General features: G+C 64.0%; 18 protein-coding genes and 1 tRNA gene. 6 read left to right on the plus strand and 13 right to left on the minus strand.

All coding sequences use genetic code 11. The annotated features are described in order from the left end of the window. Positions 1–95: 95 nt before the first annotated feature. Positions 96–1,367, minus strand: coding sequence for an ATP-dependent Clp protease ATP-binding subunit ClpX (gene clpX / locus ACM42_RS18815; protein WP_008547851.1), 1,272 nt, complete (start codon positions 1,365–1,367; stop codon positions 96–98). Between the two features lie 179 nt (positions 1,368–1,546). Here clpX and ACM42_RS18820 point away from each other — a divergent pair, with 179 nt between their 5' ends. Further along, positions 1,547–1,756 (plus strand): hypothetical protein, encoded by a 210-nt coding sequence (locus ACM42_RS18820; protein WP_271529352.1) that lies wholly within the window; start codon positions 1,547–1,549, stop codon positions 1,754–1,756. Between the two features lie 56 nt (positions 1,757–1,812). Here ACM42_RS18820 and ACM42_RS18825 read toward each other — a convergent pair whose 3' ends face one another. The 3 genes from ACM42_RS18825 to ACM42_RS18835 form a co-directional block, all read right to left on the minus strand. Next, positions 1,813–2,448, minus strand: a complete 636-nt coding sequence (locus tag ACM42_RS18825; protein ID WP_028181340.1) for an ATP-dependent Clp protease proteolytic subunit — start codon at positions 2,446–2,448, stop codon at positions 1,813–1,815. Between the two features lie 279 nt (positions 2,449–2,727). After that, positions 2,728–4,089: a trigger factor gene (gene tig, locus ACM42_RS18830; protein ID WP_028181339.1), complete on the minus strand. Its 1,362-nt coding sequence runs from the start codon at positions 4,087–4,089 to the stop codon at positions 2,728–2,730. A 172-nt stretch (positions 4,090–4,261) separates the two neighbouring features. Next, positions 4,262–4,346: transfer RNA gene (locus tag ACM42_RS18835), tRNA-Leu, on the minus strand. A gap of 154 nt (positions 4,347–4,500) precedes the next feature. On the opposite strand from ACM42_RS18835, the gene ACM42_RS18840 reads away from it, so the two are divergent. Further along, positions 4,501–5,802, plus strand: coding sequence for a multicopper oxidase domain-containing protein (locus tag ACM42_RS18840; RefSeq protein ID WP_271529353.1), 1,302 nt, complete (start codon positions 4,501–4,503; stop codon positions 5,800–5,802). A gap of 4 nt (positions 5,803–5,806) precedes the next feature. Here the strand turns inward: ACM42_RS18840 and ACM42_RS18845 are convergent, their stop codons facing one another. Both ACM42_RS18845 and ACM42_RS18850 read right to left on the minus strand, forming a co-directional pair. Next, the gene (locus ACM42_RS18845) at positions 5,807–6,244 is read right to left on the minus strand and encodes a GNAT family N-acetyltransferase (protein WP_271529354.1); all 438 of its coding nucleotides are present in this window, start codon (positions 6,242–6,244) and stop codon (positions 5,807–5,809) included. Further along, positions 6,244–7,743 (minus strand): NAD(P)H-hydrate dehydratase, encoded by a 1,500-nt coding sequence (locus ACM42_RS18850; RefSeq protein ID WP_271529355.1) that lies wholly within the window; start codon positions 7,741–7,743, stop codon positions 6,244–6,246. Before ACM42_RS18850 ends, ACM42_RS18845 begins: the two co-directional genes overlap by 1 nt. 380 nt (positions 7,744–8,123) lie before the next feature. On the opposite strand from ACM42_RS18850, the gene ACM42_RS18855 reads away from it, so the two are divergent. After that, positions 8,124–8,462: a P-II family nitrogen regulator gene (locus ACM42_RS18855; protein WP_007603495.1), complete on the plus strand. Its 339-nt coding sequence runs from the start codon at positions 8,124–8,126 to the stop codon at positions 8,460–8,462. Positions 8,463–8,614: 152 nt separating this feature from the next. Further along, positions 8,615–10,024 (plus strand): type I glutamate--ammonia ligase, encoded by a 1,410-nt coding sequence (gene glnA / locus ACM42_RS18860; protein ID WP_028182123.1) that lies wholly within the window; start codon positions 8,615–8,617, stop codon positions 10,022–10,024. Positions 10,025–10,166: 142 nt separating this feature from the next. Here the strand turns inward: glnA and ACM42_RS18865 are convergent, their stop codons facing one another. After that, complete coding sequence (locus ACM42_RS18865) at positions 10,167–10,940, minus strand: gamma-glutamyl-gamma-aminobutyrate hydrolase family protein (protein ID WP_194393675.1); 774 nt, start codon at positions 10,938–10,940, stop codon at positions 10,167–10,169. 278 nt (positions 10,941–11,218) lie between these two features. On the opposite strand from ACM42_RS18865, the gene ACM42_RS18870 reads away from it, so the two are divergent. After that, positions 11,219–12,370: an AI-2E family transporter gene (locus tag ACM42_RS18870; RefSeq protein WP_271529356.1), complete on the plus strand. Its 1,152-nt coding sequence runs from the start codon at positions 11,219–11,221 to the stop codon at positions 12,368–12,370. A 14-nt stretch (positions 12,371–12,384) separates the two neighbouring features. On the opposite strand, the gene ACM42_RS18875 is transcribed toward ACM42_RS18870, so the two are convergent. From ACM42_RS18875 to ACM42_RS18900, 6 genes are all read right to left on the minus strand, one after another. Further along, complete coding sequence (locus ACM42_RS18875) at positions 12,385–12,681, minus strand: antibiotic biosynthesis monooxygenase family protein (RefSeq protein WP_035673823.1); 297 nt, start codon at positions 12,679–12,681, stop codon at positions 12,385–12,387. Between the two features lie 147 nt (positions 12,682–12,828). After that, positions 12,829–13,065 carry a hypothetical protein gene (locus ACM42_RS18880; RefSeq protein ID WP_271529357.1) on the minus strand — a complete coding sequence of 79 codons (237 nt, stop codon included), beginning with the start codon at positions 13,063–13,065 and terminating at the stop codon, positions 12,829–12,831. 56 nt (positions 13,066–13,121) lie between these two features. Next, entirely contained in the window at positions 13,122–14,342 is a 1,221-nt protein-coding gene (locus ACM42_RS18885) for a GGDEF domain-containing protein (RefSeq protein WP_271529358.1), read from the minus strand. 229 nt (positions 14,343–14,571) lie between these two features. Then, positions 14,572–15,051, minus strand: a complete 480-nt coding sequence (rpsI, locus tag ACM42_RS18890) for a 30S ribosomal protein S9 (RefSeq protein ID WP_028178828.1) — start codon at positions 15,049–15,051, stop codon at positions 14,572–14,574. 1 nt (position 15,052) lies between these two features. Beyond that, positions 15,053–15,517 carry a 50S ribosomal protein L13 gene (rplM, locus tag ACM42_RS18895; protein ID WP_018642440.1) on the minus strand — a complete coding sequence of 155 codons (465 nt, stop codon included), beginning with the start codon at positions 15,515–15,517 and terminating at the stop codon, positions 15,053–15,055. A gap of 156 nt (positions 15,518–15,673) precedes the next feature. Then, entirely contained in the window at positions 15,674–16,102 is a 429-nt protein-coding gene (locus ACM42_RS18900) for a PaaI family thioesterase (RefSeq protein ID WP_271529359.1), read from the minus strand. Positions 16,103–16,188: 86 nt separating this feature from the next. Here ACM42_RS18900 and ACM42_RS18905 point away from each other — a divergent pair, with 86 nt between their 5' ends. Beyond that, positions 16,189–17,013 (plus strand): enoyl-CoA hydratase, encoded by an 825-nt coding sequence (locus tag ACM42_RS18905; RefSeq protein ID WP_271529360.1) that lies wholly within the window; start codon positions 16,189–16,191, stop codon positions 17,011–17,013. Positions 17,014–17,094 lie beyond the last annotated feature (81 nt).

Raw genomic sequence — 17,094 nt, forward strand, 5'->3', positions numbered from 1 at the left:
TTACGCACGCAAATAAGCGACGCAACATCGGCTGCGGAAATACAGTTCCGCAGCCCATCTCAAGGGGACGATTGGAGCGTTTCAGCGCCGCCGGATCAGGCGCTGGCGTTCTCGACGGCGCGATCGGACCGATCGGCATAGATGTAGAGCGGACGCGCCGTTCCTTCCACCACTTCGCGGGAAATCACGACTTCTTCCACACCTTCCAAGCCCGGCAGGTCGAACATGGTCTCGAGCAGGATCGCCTCGAGGATCGAGCGCAACCCACGCGCGCCGGTCTTGCGCTCGATCGCCTTGCGGGCGACCGCGCCAAGCGCCTCGTCGGCGAAGGTCAGCTCGATGTTCTCCATCTCGAACAGCCGCTGGTACTGTTTCACCAGCGCGTTCTTCGGCTCGGTCAGGATCTTCTTCAGCGAGGTCTCGTCGAGGTCCTCGAGCGTCGCCACGACCGGCAGACGGCCGACGAACTCGGGAATGAGGCCGTACTTCAGGAGGTCCTCAGGCTCGACGTGACGGAAGATCTCGCCGGTACGGCGGTCCTCCGGGGCGAGCACCTGGGCGCCGAAGCCGATCGAAGTCGACCGTCCGCGCGCCGAGATGATCTTCTCGAGGCCGGCGAAAGCGCCGCCGCAGATGAAGAGGATGTTGGTGGTATCCACTTGCAGGAACTCCTGCTGCGGATGCTTGCGGCCGCCCTGCGGCGGGACCGAAGCCACCGTGCCTTCCATGATCTTGAGCAGCGCCTGCTGCACGCCCTCACCCGACACATCGCGCGTGATGGAGGGATTGTCGGACTTGCGGCTGATCTTGTCGATTTCGTCGATATAGACGATGCCACGCTGGGCGCGCTCGACATTGTAGTCGGCGGCCTGGAGCAGCTTCAGGATGATATTCTCGACGTCCTCGCCGACATAACCGGCTTCGGTCAATGTCGTCGCGTCCGCCATTGTGAACGGCACGTCCAGGATGCGGGCGAGCGTCTGCGCGAGTAGCGTCTTGCCCGAGCCGGTCGGACCGATCAGCAGGATGTTCGACTTCGCGAGCTCGACGTCGTTGTGCTTGGTCTGATGGTTGAGGCGCTTGTAGTGGTTGTGCACCGCGACCGACAGGACCTTCTTCGCATGGCTCTGGCCGATCACGTAATCGTCCAGCACCTTGCAGATTTCCTTCGGCGTCGGAATCCCGTCGCGCGACTTGACCAGCGAGGACTTGTTCTCCTCGCGGATGATGTCCATGCAGAGCTCGACGCACTCGTCGCAGATGAAGACCGTGGGACCCGCGATCAGTTTGCGGACTTCGTGCTGGCTCTTGCCGCAGAACGAGCAATATAGCGTGTTCTTGGAGTCGCTCGTGCCGACCTTACTCATTCCTGTCTCCGTCCGCGGTTCGATCCCGTTCCGCTCGATCGCTCCATTCCGACACGATGGCCGGCATGAAGCTTAAGTAGAGCAAATTCCGTACCAAAAAAGACCCTACGCATCACATCCCGTGCGAATCACGGTCACTCGATTCTCCCGCGATCATAGCCGATCAGTCGTAGCCAACCATGCTGTCACCCGACTATCAAGAATTCGCTAATCGGACGCCGCCGGCTACCCGTGACAATACCGTGATTTCCGGTCTTGGCACGGACGAAGTGATCGAAATCACCCCGGCGTTGCTGGATTGCCACGAAAAAAGCACGAAAGCGGAACTTTCTGCTTGTCGCAGCGCGCAAAACCGCATTTTGCGACGCGCGCACCCGCATCTAACGTGAACGCACCCCGACGGGTCCACGGCGATCTGAGGGATCGCCGTGACGACCCCGTAGTGCTACGGAGCCTTCACCGGCGCCGGCTCCTCGGCGCGCCTGTCGATGACCTTGTCGACCAAGCCGAACTCCTTGGCGTCGTTCGCAGTCAGGAACTTGTCGCGTTCCAGCGCATCCTCGATCGCCTTGTAGGTTTGGCCGGTGTGCTTGACGTAGATCTCGTTGAGACGCTTCTTCAGGTTGAGGATTTCCTGGGCGTGCAGCATGATGTCGGTGGCTTGCCCCTGGAAGCCGCCGGAGGGCTGATGCACCATGATGCGCGCGTTCGGCAGCGAGAAGCGCATGTCCTTCTCGCCGGCGGCGAGCAGCAGCGAACCCATTGAGGCCGCCTGGCCTGTGCACAGCGTCGAGACCGGCGGGCGAATGAACTGCATGGTGTCGTAGATCGCAAGGCCCGACGTCACCACGCCGCCCGGCGAGTTGATGTACATCGAGATTTCCTTCTTCGGATTTTCCGCCTCGAGGAACAACAGCTGCGCGACGACCAGCGTCGACATGCCGTCCTCGACCGGCCCGGTCAGGAAAATGATGCGCTCCTTCAGGAGGCGCGAGAAGATGTCGTAGGCGCGCTCGCCACGGTTGGTCTGCTCGACCACCATGGGCACGAGGTTCATGTAGGTTTCAACCGGATCGCGCATGAGTCACCTAGGGTTTTCGGAGACGGACATCGCCGGGCCTGGCCGCCAGTTTGGCTGGATTGCCGGAAGGGCGAATGGACGTCCTGTGATGCAGGAACATGGTAGAAGTAGAAGGCGTAGCGACAGATATAGCCCAATTCGCTTCTGACAAGTGCGGAGCGAAATAAGGCTTAATCCGTGCGGCAGTTGAAGCTGATTCGCACAAAGAGGCCCAGCCGGCCATCTGGCTAGCTGGGCCTCTTCGCTGATCATCCTTAATGGAAGACTGTTCCAAGGCCCTCAGGCTGCGGTCTTTTCCGCGTCGTCGTCCTTGTAGAGGTCCTCGCGCGAGACCTTCTTCTCCGTCACGTTGGCGAGCTCGAGGATGAAGTCGACGACCTTGTCCTCGTAGATCGGTGCACGAAGCTGGGCCAGCGCCTGGGCGTTGTTGCGGTAATAGTCCCAGACCTCCTTCTCGCGGCCGGGCATCGAGCGTGCGCGCTCGATCACGGCGCGGCCGACCTCGTCGTCGGTCACGGTGATCTTATTCTTCTCGCCGATCTCGGAGAGCACGAGGCCAAGCCGCACGCGGCGATCGGCGATCTTGCGGTACTCCTCCTTGGCGGCGTCCTCCGTGGTGTCCTCGTCGGCGAAGGTCTTGCCGGCGGAATCCATCTCGGCCTTGACCGAGTTCCACATCAGATTGAACTCCTCGTCGATCAGCGAGGGCGGCGCCTCGAAGCGATGCGCCTCGTCGAGGCGGTCGAGCAGCGCGCGCTTGACGCGCTGGCGCGTCGCGGTCGCGAACTCGGCGGAAAGGCGCTCGCGCGCGGCTTCCTTGAGCTTGTCCAGCGATTCCAGGCCGAGCGACTTGGCGAATGCGTCGTCGATCGCAAGGTCCTGCGGCGCCTCGATCAGGGTCGCGGTGGTCTCGAACTCGGCCGGCTGGCCGGCGAGCTTGTCGTTCATGTAGTTCTTGGGGAACGACACCTTCAGCGTGCGGGTCTCGTTCGCGCCGATGCCGATCAGCTGCTCCTCGAAGCCCGGGATGAAGGTGTTGGAGCCGATCACGACCTGGATGCCTTCGCCGGTGCCGCCCTCGAAGACTTCGCCGTTGATGCTGCCCTTGAAGTTGATGGTGACGCGGTCGCCCGAGGCAGCCTTGGCACCCTCGCCCTTGTCGGCAAAGGTGCGGTTGGTATCGGCGATGCGCTTGATCGCTTCGTCGACGTCGGTATCGGTGACGTCGGCGACGGGCTTCTCGACCTGGAAGGTCTTGAAGTCGGCGAGCGCGATCGCCGGCACCACTTCGATCGCGACCGTATAGGTCAGATCGGTCTTGCCGCTCAGCAGCTCTTCGACATCCTTCTGCTCCGTCGGCATGGTGATCTTCGGCTCGGTCGCGAGGCGGAAGCCGCGTTCGGAGAACAGCTGCGTGTTGGTGTCGCGAATGGTCTGGTCGATGGTTTCGGCCATCACAGAGCGGCCATAGACCTTCTTCAGGTGCGCGACCGGCACCTTGCCCGGACGGAAGCCGTTGATGCGGACCTTGTCCTTGAGGTCGACGAGCTTGGCGCCGGCCTTGGCATCGAGATCAGACGCGGGAACGCTGATCTTGAACTCGTGCTTCAAACCTTCCGAGAGGGTTTCTGTGACCTGCATGGCGTCCAATCTTCTTCTCGTTCGGTCCCGGCACGTCGCGCGTCGGGACGCTGTCATTAATCGATCCGGCACGAGGCAAACGCCTCACCACCGGTGGTTCATCGGACCGGCTCCAGACGGACGATCATCCGCAGAAGCAGGTCTCGTAATCCGTGCAAACGCGATAAGCGCTTGGTGCGGGCGGAGGGACTCGAACCCCCACAACTTTCGTCACTGGAACCTAAATCCAGCGCGTCTACCAGTTCCGCCACGCCCGCGTGAATTTGCATCAAGACCGGCCGCGATGCCGCGGGCGGCCGGGCTTATAGCATGTGCCTGACTGTTCGCAGCAAAAAAATGGCCGGTTGGAGGCATGCTTCAAGTAGGCTCGATGGCTGGACTTATCCAGCATGGCATGGTCCGGATCGACCCATGAAACCGCGGATTCTTGACCCGACCCGACGGGAGGTGTTGACCGGTCTCGGGGCCTCGGCGGCTGGACTGATGATCGGGGGCGCAGGCCCGCTTGTGACCGCCCAGCTTGCGCTTCAGGCAAGGCCGTCAACCTTGGCTTCGAAGGCGGGGCAACCAGCTACGGCAATCTGGGAGCTGGCCGCCGCAAGCCATCTCGGGACCGTCCGTCTCAAGCGCGGCGACCGATGCGAGGTGGTGTTTCGCAATGACCTGCCTGTGCCACTTGCACCGGTCTGGTACGGCCTCAATGGCGCGACTGCCGCCGACCCGTTGCGAGGGCGCGCGCCCGCCGCACCAGACACGACCGAAACATCAATCATTTCAATACCAAGCGCGGGAACCCTGCTGGCGGACTTCCGTCTCTTCGAGGGCAGCCTGAAGCATCCTGCGCGCCCGCTCCCGATCATCGTGGCCGAGACCGGCCGGGTTGCCGCCGAGCGTGACGAGGTGCTGTTGATCGAGGAATGGCGTCTGCGGCCGGATGGCACCGCGGTCCCGCCGGGCCAGGACCCGAAGGACACGACACCGCTCTACACGGTCAATGGCAGAACTTCATTCGAACTCTCAGCCGCGGCCAATGAGCGGCTGCGACTGCGCTTCATCAACGGCTCCCAACGTACTGTTCTGGCGATCAAATTGGGAAACCACGAGGTCCGCGTGATGGCCCTGGACGGCCAGCCGGCCGAGCCGTTCGCCGCGCGCAACGGCGCCTTGGTGCTGGCCCCGGGCGCGCGAGCCGACGCATTTGTTGATGCGGCCACACCGGCCCCATTCCTACTCCATGACGGCAAGGAGGCGCGCCAGGTCGGAAGCCTCGCCATCTCCGGGAAGCAGGAGCACGTGCCGCTGTTGCCGCCGCAGCCGCTCCCTTCGAACGACCTTCCCGAGAAGCTCGATCTGAGAGGCGCCCTGCGGTTCGATGTCGCGCTTGGCGCAGCCGACGCCGCCTGGACGCGGCCCGCGAATTTCTCCACGGCCTCTGCCCCCATCTTCCGCGCCAGGACCGGCCGCACCGTCGTGCTGACGCTGAAGAACTCCGGCCCGATCGCCACCATCTTCAATCTGCACGGCCACCATTTCCGCCTGCTCGACACGCTCGACGATGGCTGGAAGCCCTATTGGCTCGACACGCTCGCGATCGAGCCCGGCCAGACCCAGCGCATCGCCTTCGCGGCGATCGCCCCCGGACGCTGGCTGATCGAATCCGTCGCAACCGACTGGGCCGCGCCGCGCCTGGTGCGCTGGTATGGGGTGGAGTGAGCGCCTACTGGCGTATCCAGAGATAGCGAGCGTCCGGCTCCTTCTCCTCGTTCCGCGCTCCGTCGGTCTGCTCGACCAGCGCGAACCCGCGCATCTCATAGAAGCGCCGCGCCGACGCATTGCGCTGGAAAGTCCAGAGATCCAGCCGATCGTAGGTGCCTTTGGCGACGTTGAGGAGTTCGGTGCCGAAGCCCCGTCCCTGTGCCGCGGGACGAACGTAGAGCTGCTCGACCCAGCCGTCCCGAAACGCGATGATCCCGCTCAGCTGATCGCCGTCGAAGCGTCCCCATACCCGGCACGTCTGGAGAACACGCTCACGATAGAACCAGCGATCCTGATCCGGCGTGTGCAGCCCGACCAGCCACGGCATCGCTTGGTCAAACGCGATCCGATGGATCTGCGCCGCCTCGCCCATTTCCGTGAGCGCAAGCTGCCTGAGCACTAGTAATCCACCCCGAGCGCATCGTAGATCCGCCGGTGCACCGCCGGCAGCGTCTCAGTCAGGTCTTCCGCGATCAATCCCGGCCCCGCCTCGCTTGCCGCCTCGCCGTGCATCCAGACGCCGATGTTGGCGGCTTCGAAAGCCGGGACGCCTTGCGCCAGGAGCCCTGCGATGATGCCGGAGAGCACGTCGCCGGCACCGGCCGTGGCGAGCCAGGGCGGCGCGTTGGCGGCGATGGTGGCGCGGCCGTCAGGGGCGGCGATGGTGGTGTCCGGGCCTTTCAGGAGCACGACGGCGCCGCAGCGCTCGGCGGCAACGCGGATGCGCTCGAGCTTGGAGCGGCCGGGATGCTTGTTGCTGAGGTCGGAGAACAGGCGCGGAAACTCGCCCTCGTGCGGGGTCAGCACCACCGCATTGTCCTGCGAGGACTTGATCGATTCGAACAGGCGCTCGGGGGTCGCAGCGAAGCTCGTCAGCGCATCCGCATCGAGCACCAGATGCCGCTGCGCGTTGAGAGCGGTGTGAACGAGGTCGCAGGTGCGCTGACCGATGCCCGCGCCGGGACCGATGATGCAGGTACTATAGCGCTTGTCGCCAAGCAGCTCGCCGAACTCGATGGCGGTGTCGACGGGGCGAACCATCACCGCAATCAGCGCGCTCGCATTGATCGCGAGCGCATCGCGCGGGCTCGCCAGCGTCACGAGGCCCGCGCCGGCCCGCAGCGCTCCGCGCGCAGCGAGCCGCGCGGCGCCTGTCGCTGCCGCATCACCGGAAACCGCCAGCACGTGACCCCGCGCGTATTTGTGGCCATCGATGCGCGGCACCGGAAAGGCGGCGCCCCAGAGGTCCGGATCGTTCTCGAAGGTCTGCGGCGCGATCTCGTCCAGCACCTGCGCATCGATGCCGATGTCGGCGACGCGCACGCGGCCGCAATGCATCCGCCCGGGCAGAAGCAGATGCGCCGGCTTCTTGCGGAAGAAGGTGACGGTCTCGGTGGCGTTCACCGCCGCCCCCATCACGGCCGCGCTGGTGCCGTTGATGCCGCTCGGCAGGTCGACCGCGAGCACCGGAGCACCGTTGGCGTTGATCGCCTCGATCATTTCGCGCGCCTCGCCGTCGACGGGACGGCTGAGACCGGCGCCGAACAGCGCATCGACGATCAGCGCAGGCTTTCCGATTGCCTGGGGGTTGAACGGAAGCACCGGATGCTTCCAGCCGCGCGCCGCGGAGGCCGCATCGCCCTGGAGCCGATCGCGCTCGCACATCGGGATCACCGAGACCTCCCGCCCCTGGGCGGCGAGCTCGGCGGCTGCGACAAAGCCGTCGCCGCCATTGTTGCCCGGGCCGGCCACGATCAGGATCGGCCCCTCCTCCACCAGCGCATGGGCGGCCTCGGCGACCGCCTGGCCCGCGCTCAGCATCAGCTTGAAACCGGGCGTACCGGCCGCAATGGCGAGCTGGTCGGCGCGCTGCATTTCGGCGTTGGTCAGAACTTCCATGCCACTTCCTAGTACAAACGCCTCTTCAACAGGCACCTTCCGTGCCGATCCGACGGCGGGAACATCGATCTGCACATATATTGAACCGTTTGCCTATTTCGTAGTCTTCGGTATTTTGTGCAGATCGGCGCCACCACCCAGGATGCTCGTTAAAAGGCTGATAACGCTCCAATAACCAGGGCATGTGCAACTTGGCATAGACCCTGCTTTCGAGGAAGCCGCTTCGGTTTGTCGTGCTCACTGGCATCTTACAGGGTGTGGCCGGCCGTTGTTGCCGGACTGGTCAGGGATCCCGGCATAGAGAAGACAAGATCGTGCGTTGAGAGATGCGCATCCTGACGAAGACGTTGCTATTTGATCGAAAGGCCGGGAGTCGCGCAGTGAAGAAAATCGAAGCCATCATCAAGCCATTCAAGCTAGACGAGGTGAAGGAAGCGCTTCAGGAGGTCGGTCTTCAGGGCATCACCGTCACCGAAGCCAAGGGCTTCGGCCGGCAGAAGGGTCACGCCGAACTTTACCGCGGCGCAGAATACATCGTCGACTTCCTGCCGAAGGTAAAAATCGAGATCGTGATCGGCGACGATCTGGTCGAGCGCGCCATCGACGCGATCCGCCGCGCCGCGCAGACCGGCCGCATCGGCGACGGCAAGATTTTCGTCTCCAACATCGAAGAGGCGATCCGCATCCGGACCGGCGAATCCGGGCTGGACGCTATCTGAGCCGGGTGCTATCCCGCGTTTTGCGACACTCCGACAAGAAATAAGGCTGCTTCGGCGGCCTGATTTCGTTTGTGCGGTCGCGCAAAACTCGCCCAAAGCGAGAACGAGTTTGCTCATCTGGAAACCGATCCGCAGAGCCAAAAGGGGTATGCATGAAGACCGCCAAAGACGTCCTGAAATCGATCAAGGACAACGACGTCAAGTACGTCGACCTGCGCTTCACCGATCCGCGCGGCAAGTGGCAGCACGTCACGTTCGACGTCAGCATGATCGATGAAGACATCTTCGCCGAAGGGACGATGTTCGACGGGTCCTCGATCGCCGGCTGGAAGGCGATCAACGAGTCCGACATGTGCCTGATGCCCGATCCGGTGACCGCGACGATTGATCCGTTCTTCGCCGAGACCACCATGGTCATCACCTGCGACGTGCTCGAGCCGACCACCGGCGAGCCTTACAACCGCGACCCCCGCGGCATCGCCAAGAAGGCCGAGGCGATGGTGAAGTCGATGGGCGTGGGCGACACCGTGTTCGTCGGTCCCGAAGCCGAGTTCTTCGTGTTCGACGACGTGCGCTTCTCCTCCACTCCCTACAACACCGGCTTCCGTCTCGACTCCTCGGAGCTGCCGACCAATTCCGACACCGAATATGAGGGCGGCAATCTCGGCCACCGCGTCCGCACCAAGGGCGGCTATTTCCCGGTTCCGCCGCAGGACTCCGTCCAGGACATGCGCTCGGAGATGCTCGGGGCCATGGCCAAGATGGGCGTGAAGGTCGAGAAGCATCACCACGAGGTCGCTTCCGCCCAGCACGAGCTCGGCATGAAGTTCGACACGCTGACGCTGATGGCCGACCACATCCAGATCTACAAGTACTGCATCCACCAGGTCGCCCACATCTACGGCAAGACCGCCACCTTCATGCCGAAGCCCGTCTACGGCGACAACGGCTCGGGCATGCATGTGCACCAGTCGATCTGGAAGGACGGCAAGCCGGTGTTCGCCGGCAACAAATATGCCGACCTGTCGGAGACCTGCCTCCACTACATCGGCGGCATCATCAAGCACGCCAAGGCGATCAACGCCTTCACCAACCCGTCGACCAATTCCTACAAGCGTCTGGTCCCGGGCTATGAGGCCCCCGTCCTGCTCGCCTATTCCGCGCGCAACCGCTCGGCGTCCTGCCGCATTCCCTACACCGCTTCGCCGAAGGCCAAGCGTGTCGAGGTGCGTTTCCCCGATCCGCTCGCCAACCCCTATCTCGGCTTCGCCGCGATGCTGATGGCCGGCCTCGACGGCATCAAGAACAAGATCGATCCGGGTCCGGCGATGGACAAGGACCTCTACGACCTGCCGAAGGAAGAGCTGAAGCAGATTCCGACGGTATGCGGCAGCTTGCGCGAGGCGCTCGAAAACCTCGACAAGGACCGCGCCTTCCTCAAGGCCGGCGGCGTGTTCGACGACGACTTCATCGACGCCTATATCGAGCTGAAGATGACCGAGGTCGAGCGCTTCGAGATGACCCCGCACCCCATCGAGTTCGACATGTACTATTCGGGCTGATCGGCTCGAACAGACCACGACAGGCAAAAGGCGCTTCCGGAAGGAGGCGCCTTTTCGTTTGAGGGGAGGCCGCAGCCGCATCACGCGGCTGACGGTGCTGGCAGCTTTGGAACGCTGCAGCGCGTCCGGACGCAAGCGCGAGCTACGCCGCCGCCTTTTGCCGCGCGGCCAATGCCTGGCCAAAGGCCTCGAACAGCTTGCGGTTGATCGGATTGTGCTGCGGATCGTACTCCGCATGCCATTGCACGCCGAGCGCAAAGGCCGGGGCTTCGGCGATGCGGATCGCCTCGATGGTGCCGTCCTCGGCGACGCCCTCGATCAGGACGCGCTTGCCGGGTTCGAGAATGCCCTGGCCGTGCAGCGAATTCACCCGGATCCTCTCACAGCCGAGGATTTTTGCGAACGCCCCGCCCGGCGTCAGGTCGACATCATGGCGGTCGGCGAACACCACCGTCGGATCGGGATGTATCTCGCCGTTCTCGAGCCGGGGCATGCGATGATTCATACGGCCCGGGATCTCGCGGATCTCGGGGTGCAGTGAGCCGCCGAACGCGACGTTCATCTCCTGGAGACCGCGGCAGATGCCGAACAGCGGGATGCCGCGGGAGACGCAGGCGACGGAGAGCGCCAGCGCCACCTCGTCGCGGTGGATGTCGTAGGGCTCGTGCTTCTCGCAAGGATCGACGTTGAAACGGGTCGGGTGCACGTTCGCGCGGGCGCCGGTGAGGATGATGCCGTCCACGGTATCGAGCAGCGCCGCGATATCCGTGATGTCGGGGGAGCCTGCGAACATCACCGGCAAGCCGCCGGAGACCTCGGCCACGGCGCGCAGGTTTCGCTCGCCGACCATCTGGACCTGAAATCGATTTTCGACGCGATGGGAATTCCCGATCACGCCGACGACCGGCTTTCTCATCTGTCGTTTCGCGCCTCCGGGTAAGAAGATTCCGTCAACATGCCCCTCCGATAGAACAAATTCAACAGAAGGGATCGCGGGACGGCAATGCTATTTTCGCGCAAATGCCCGGACTGGAGCGCCGTGGCAGGCCGGGCGGCGGCGAGTCCGATCGCTCGGAGGGGACTACAGCCCCGCGTTGGCGGCCAGCGCGCCAAACCGGCGCGTGTCCCGCTTGATCCCCGCCGGGATTTCGCGAAAGAGTGCGCTGGCGCCGCCTCCCTCGAAAAGGACCCAATGTGACGATTCCCAGAGATGAACGCTCCCGGACCCGCAGCGACCTGGCTCGGGACCAGGCCTGGGCGATTTCGGTCGGAGGCATCGGCGTCGTGCTGTTCACCGCGCTGCTCGCCTTCACCTGGTATTTTGCGCCGACGCTGCTGCTGATCTTCACCGGCATGCTGCTCGGCCTCGGCCTCAACGCGCTGATCCATGCGCTCGGCCGCCGGGTTCACCTGCCCCACGCGGTCCGACTTGCGATGGTCTGTGTCGCGCTTGCCCTGCTTCTCGCAGGCATCGCCTATCTTGGCGGCGCCACCATCGCCGAGCAGGCGTCGCTGCTGAGCAAGACGATCAAGTCGCAGATCGTGAATGTCAGGTCCTTCCTCGATAACCACGGCATCGACACCAGCTTCTTCGATCTCGGCAACGCTGCGTCGGACTCCTCCGCCAATCCTTCGTCGGAGGCGACATCCCCGCCAGCAGCGCCCTCGCGCGGTCCCTTGCCCGGCGCCGGCGCGCTCGCCTCCAGCGGCGGGGCGATCGTCAGCCAGACCTTCAAGCTGCTGCTCGGCACCATTCACGGCGTGGGCAACATCTTCATCGTGCTGTTCCTGGGCCTCGCCTTCGCCGCCCAGCCCACCGTCTATCATGACGGCCTGCTGTTCCTGGCACCGGCGAGGCACCGCACGCGTGTCGCCCTCGTCATCGACCGTATCAGCGAAACGCTGGAGCGCTGGCTGATCGCCCAGATCGTCGTCATGATCGCGGTCGGTGTCGTGACCTGGATCGGGCTTGCGATCATCGGCATCCCGAGCGCGTTCATCCTGGGAATCCAGGCGGGCCTGCTCGCCTTCATCCCCACCGTCGGAGCCATCATCGCCGGCGTCATCGTGGTGCTGGCAAGCCTCGCCTCGGGCTGGATCCCTGCCTTGTCGGCCTTTCTCCTCTTCATGGGCGTGCACGCCATGGAGAGCTACGTGCTGACGCCGATCCTGCAGCGGCAGGCGCTCGACATCCCGCCGGCGACGCTGTTCGCGTTCCAGATCCTGCTCGGCGTCGTGTTCGGCATCTGGGGCCTCGCGCTGGCGCTGCCGCTCGTCGCCATCGCCAAGGTCGTGATCGACCATTTCAAGACGTATGAGGCGCCGCCGCTCGCCGAGGCGGCCTGACGTCGCTCAGGCCTTCAGGTCGTGAGCACGGTCTCGGTGTGCTCGACCTCGGGGGGCGAGGCAAAATACTGGCCGACGAGGCCGCGCCATTCGGTGAAATTCTCCGAGCCGCGGAAATCGACGGTGTGGTTCTCCAGCGTCGCCCACTTCACCATCAGCCGGTAGCGCTGCGGCTTCTCGATGGATTTGTGCAACTCGAAGCCGTGAAACCCCTTGGAACGGCCGAACGCGGCCTTGGCCTTGGCGACGGCCGCCTCGAAATCCTTCTCGCTGCCCGGCTTGACGTCGATTTGCGCGATCTCGGTGATCATCGGTTTCCACCCTTTCCTCGTTCGATCGGCGTGTCTACCGCAGACGGCGACAAAGAAAAAGGCGCCGAAACGGCGCCTGGCTCGCTGGAATATGCAGGTCTCTTGATCGCAGGTCTCTTGATCGCAGGTCTCTTGAATGCAGGCCTGTCAGGCGATCAGCAAAACGGTGCCCGCCACGATGAACACGCAACCGACGAACATTGCGAAGGGCCAATAGCTGCGGTGCTGGCCGTAGCGTCCCTGCGCGCGACGTTCGGCGATCAGCGCCGTCTCGTATTCGTCGGCGGTCGAGAACAGACAGCCGAAACCGCCGCGTGCGGAGGCCGCGGCTGCTTCGAGCGACATCAGGGTGATTTGCGGATTCTGTCGACGGATCGATTCCATGACCGCAATGGTAGGAATCGAACGGTAAACAGAGGATTACCGCAAGGCCCCTGCGATCAGGCGGTGGCCGGACGCGCCTGCGGCGCGCCGATCCGTGCCGCGCTCCGGCGGCGCCAGTTCTCGAGCGACAGCGGCAGCTCCTCGGCCGCCTCGACGCGGTTACGGCCGCCGCGCTTGGCCTGGTAGAGCGCGGTGTCGGCGGAGGCCAGCAGCACTTCGAGCTCGGTGCCGGCCGGACCGCCGGCGACGCCGATGCTGACGGTGGTGTCGACCGGACCCTCGTCGACCACGACGCCGGAGGTCTCGAACGCTTCGCGCACGCGCTCGGCGACCAGCACGCCCTCCTCCAGCGAACACGGCAGGAGCGCGGCGAACTCCTCCCCGCCGATGCGGCCCGAGAGGTCGGAGATGCGCAAGTTGCTGACGACGACGGTGGAGAACAGCTTCAGCATCTCGTCGCCGGCGGGATGGCCGAAGCGATCGTTGATCGACTTGAAGTGGTCGATGTCGAAGATCATCACGGTCACGGGCCGCCCGGCCTTGGCCTCGCGCTCGATCACGCGTGCGCAGGCTTCCGAGAAGCCGCGGCGGTTGAGCATGCCGGTCAAAGGATCGGTGGACGCCGCGGTCCGGTGCGCGGTGACGGTGCGCTCCGACACCAGCATGAAGATCACGAACACGGTGCCGACGGCGTAGAGCACGAGCTCGACCGCGAACACGGTCACCCAGATGCTCGATGAAAAGCCAGCATCGTGCGGACGCAGGAAACTGCCGATCAGAATCGGCAGCATCAACACGCCGCCGTGCATCACCGGCACCACGACGGCGGGCCAGCGCCGTTGCAGGCTCTTGCGCCGCTCGACCCAGAGCTCGCTCGCGGTCAGCGCCGCATAGATCGAGACGATACCTGCACCGAGAAGCATGCGCAGCATGGACGCAGCGGGATCGAGCAGCGTCGCAGCCGTGACCCAGGCGAGCGCACCAAGCACGAGACCAGGCCAGTTCGGCTTGCGGCCGTGGAAGACGCGCGCCGCATTCCACACCATGCCGCAGGCGACGAAACCGACGGCGTTCAGCGCAAGGTAAATATGGGGGCCCAGCCTGTCGCCTGCCGCGGTCCACAGCGCGACCGAGGCGGCACCGAGCAGATAGGCGGTGCCCCACCATTTCAGCGCGGGGCTGTTCTCCTGCTTGCCGAAAAACACCATCATGGCGCCGAGCAGTGCGGCGACCATGGTGGCGACCAAATAGAGCGTGATGCTATCGAGCGACATCATGTCGGCCCCCTCTAGAACATAGCAGTTACGCGATCGGCACATCCGATTTGCGCGCCCTTCCACAGGCGACGCTAGGTCCGGCGAGTTCCATTCAGGTTTTCGCGGACGCCCAAGTTTTCAGGAAACACGCCGTCAATTTGCATACAAACGAACAGCAAAAAGGGCGCTGAAATCAGCGCCCTTTTGCATCTCATTGAAGCCGCTTTCGCGGCGAATGTGACAAAAGCGATTAACGCTTCGAGAACTGGAAGGAGCGGCGGGCCTTGGCCTTGCCGTACTTCTTGCGCTCGACCACGCGCGAGTCGCGGGTGAGGAAACCGCCCTTCTTGAGCACGCCGCGCAGCTCCGGCTCGAAATAGGTGAGCGCCTTGGAGATGCCGTGACGGACCGCGCCGGCCTGGCCGGACAGACCGCCGCCGGCGACGGTGCAGATCACGTCGTACTGGCCCGAACGCTGGGCCACCGAGAACGGCTGCTCGATCATCATGCGCAGCACGGGACGGGCGAAATAGACCTCGACCTCGCGCGAGTTGACGGTGACCTTGCCGGCACCCGGCTTGATCCAGACGCGGGCGACCGCGTCCTTGCGCTTGCCGGTGGCATAGGCGCGGTTGAACTTGTCGACCTTCTTCTCGTGCTTGGGCGCCTCGGGCGCTGCCGCCGTCTTGAGCTGCGAGAGCTGGTCGAGCGACTGGATGGATTCGGCCATGTTATGCGGCCCTCGTGTTCTTGCGGTTCAACTTGGCGATATCGATCTTCTCGGGCTGCTGCGCCTCGTGCGGATGATCGGCCCCGCCATAGACGCGAAGATTGCCCATCTGCACGCGACCGAGCGGGCCACGCGGGATCATGCGCTCGACGGCCTTCTCGAGCACGCGCTCGGGATGACGGCCCTCGAGGATCTGGCGCGCGGTGCGCTCCTTGACGTGACCGACATAACCGGTGTGCTTGTAGTAGGTCTTCTGCTCGCGCTTGCGACCGGTGAGGACCGCATGCTGCGCGTTGATGATGATGACGTTGTCGCCGCAATCAACGTGCGGGGTGTAGGTCGGGAGGTGCTTGCCGCGGAGCCGCATGGCGACGATGGTGGCGAGACGGCCGACGACCAGACCCTTGGCGTCGATCAGCACCCACTTCTTCGTCACCTCGGCCGGCTTTGCCGAAAAGGTTTTCATGTCAGAATTTCCGTGAGGGAGACATCGGCGCGAACACCGCACCGGACTGCGCGGTTTTCTAGAGAAGAGAGGCGCAACGGTCAATGCCCAAGCACATAAATTACATTAGCAAAATCAATAATTTAGAATTATGGTGCTATATTACCCGCAAAAAGCTCAAACATTTGGAATGGAATAGGTGGAGGTGACATGGGCAATCGGGTCGGGGGAGGTCCCCGACAGCAGGTTCACTTCCCCGACCGCGAGGCGCTTGCCGAGCTTGAGCAGCCGCGCCTCAGCCAGCACGTCCTGCCCGGGCTGGCCCTTGCGCAGGAAATTGATGTTGAGATTGGTGGTGACCGCGAGCCCGATCGGTCCGATCGCCGACAAAAGCACCACGTACATCGCGAAATCGGCGAGCGCCATCAGCGTCGGGCCCGACACGGTTCCACCCGGCCGCAGCATTCGTTCGCTGTAGCGCTGGCGCAGGAGGCAGGTCTGGCCGTCCGCGCTCTCGATCGTAATGTCGTCACCGCTGAAGGCCTGGGGAAATTCATCACGGAGGAACAGCTCAAGCTCCGCCACGCTCATTTTCGCTACCGCCATGCCGTTCCCCACCCTCGCTTCGCTTGTGCTGTTACATTAAGTTATCTGCGTCATCCAATTGCAATCATTTAGCGGAAATCGCGTCAATGTCCGTCCAGGTTGCCCGCGCCCCCTCCCCGCAACCACAGATCCTGCTGCGCGAGACGATCGGCAGCATCGCGGTCCTGACGCTCAACCGCCCGGCCGCACGCAACAGCCTGTCGGAGGCGATGATCGCGAGCCTGCATGCCGAGCTGAATGAGATCCGCGACGACAAGGCCGTCCGCGGCGTGGTGATCGCGGCCAACGGTCCCGCATTCTCCGCCGGCCACGACATGAAGGAGCTCACCGCACGCCGCACCGATCCGGATCGCGGCCGCGCCTTTTTCGCCGAGATGATGAATGCCTGTAGTGCGATGATGCAGGCGATCGTGCACCTGCCAAAGCCGGTGGTCGCCGCCGTCCAGGGCATCGCGACCGCGGCCGGCTGCCAACTCGTCGCGAGCTGCGATCTCGCGATCGCCTCCGAAGCAGCGAGCTTTGCGACACCCGGCGTCGACATCGGCCTGTTCTGCTCGACGCCGATGGTGGCGCTGTCGCGCAACGTGCCGCGCAAGCAGGCGATGGAGATGCTGCTGACGGGCGAGCCAATTCCGGCCACTCGTGCGCGCGAGATCGGGCTCATCAATCGCGTCGTCCCCGCCGGCACCGAGCGCGAGGCCGCGATTGCGCTCGCGCAGAAGGTCGCGTTGAAATCCGCCTACACGATCAAGCTCGGCAAGGAGGCGTTCTACCGCCAGGCCGAGATGAGCCTTGCAGACGCCTATCGCCATGCGGCAGAGGTGATGACCGAGAACATGATGGCGCGCGACGCCGAGGAAGGCATCGGCGCCTTCATCGAGAAGCGCACGCCGACATGGCGGGATGAATAGTCAACTCCTCATCCTGAGAGGCCGCGGAACGCGGCGTCTCGAAGGATAGAGGCCCGACTGCGGCTTCATGGTTCGAGACGC

The sequence above is a fragment of the Bradyrhizobium sp. CCBAU 25338 genome (assembly GCF_028128965.1).
Taxonomy (GTDB): domain Bacteria; phylum Pseudomonadota; class Alphaproteobacteria; order Rhizobiales; family Xanthobacteraceae; genus Bradyrhizobium; species Bradyrhizobium liaoningense.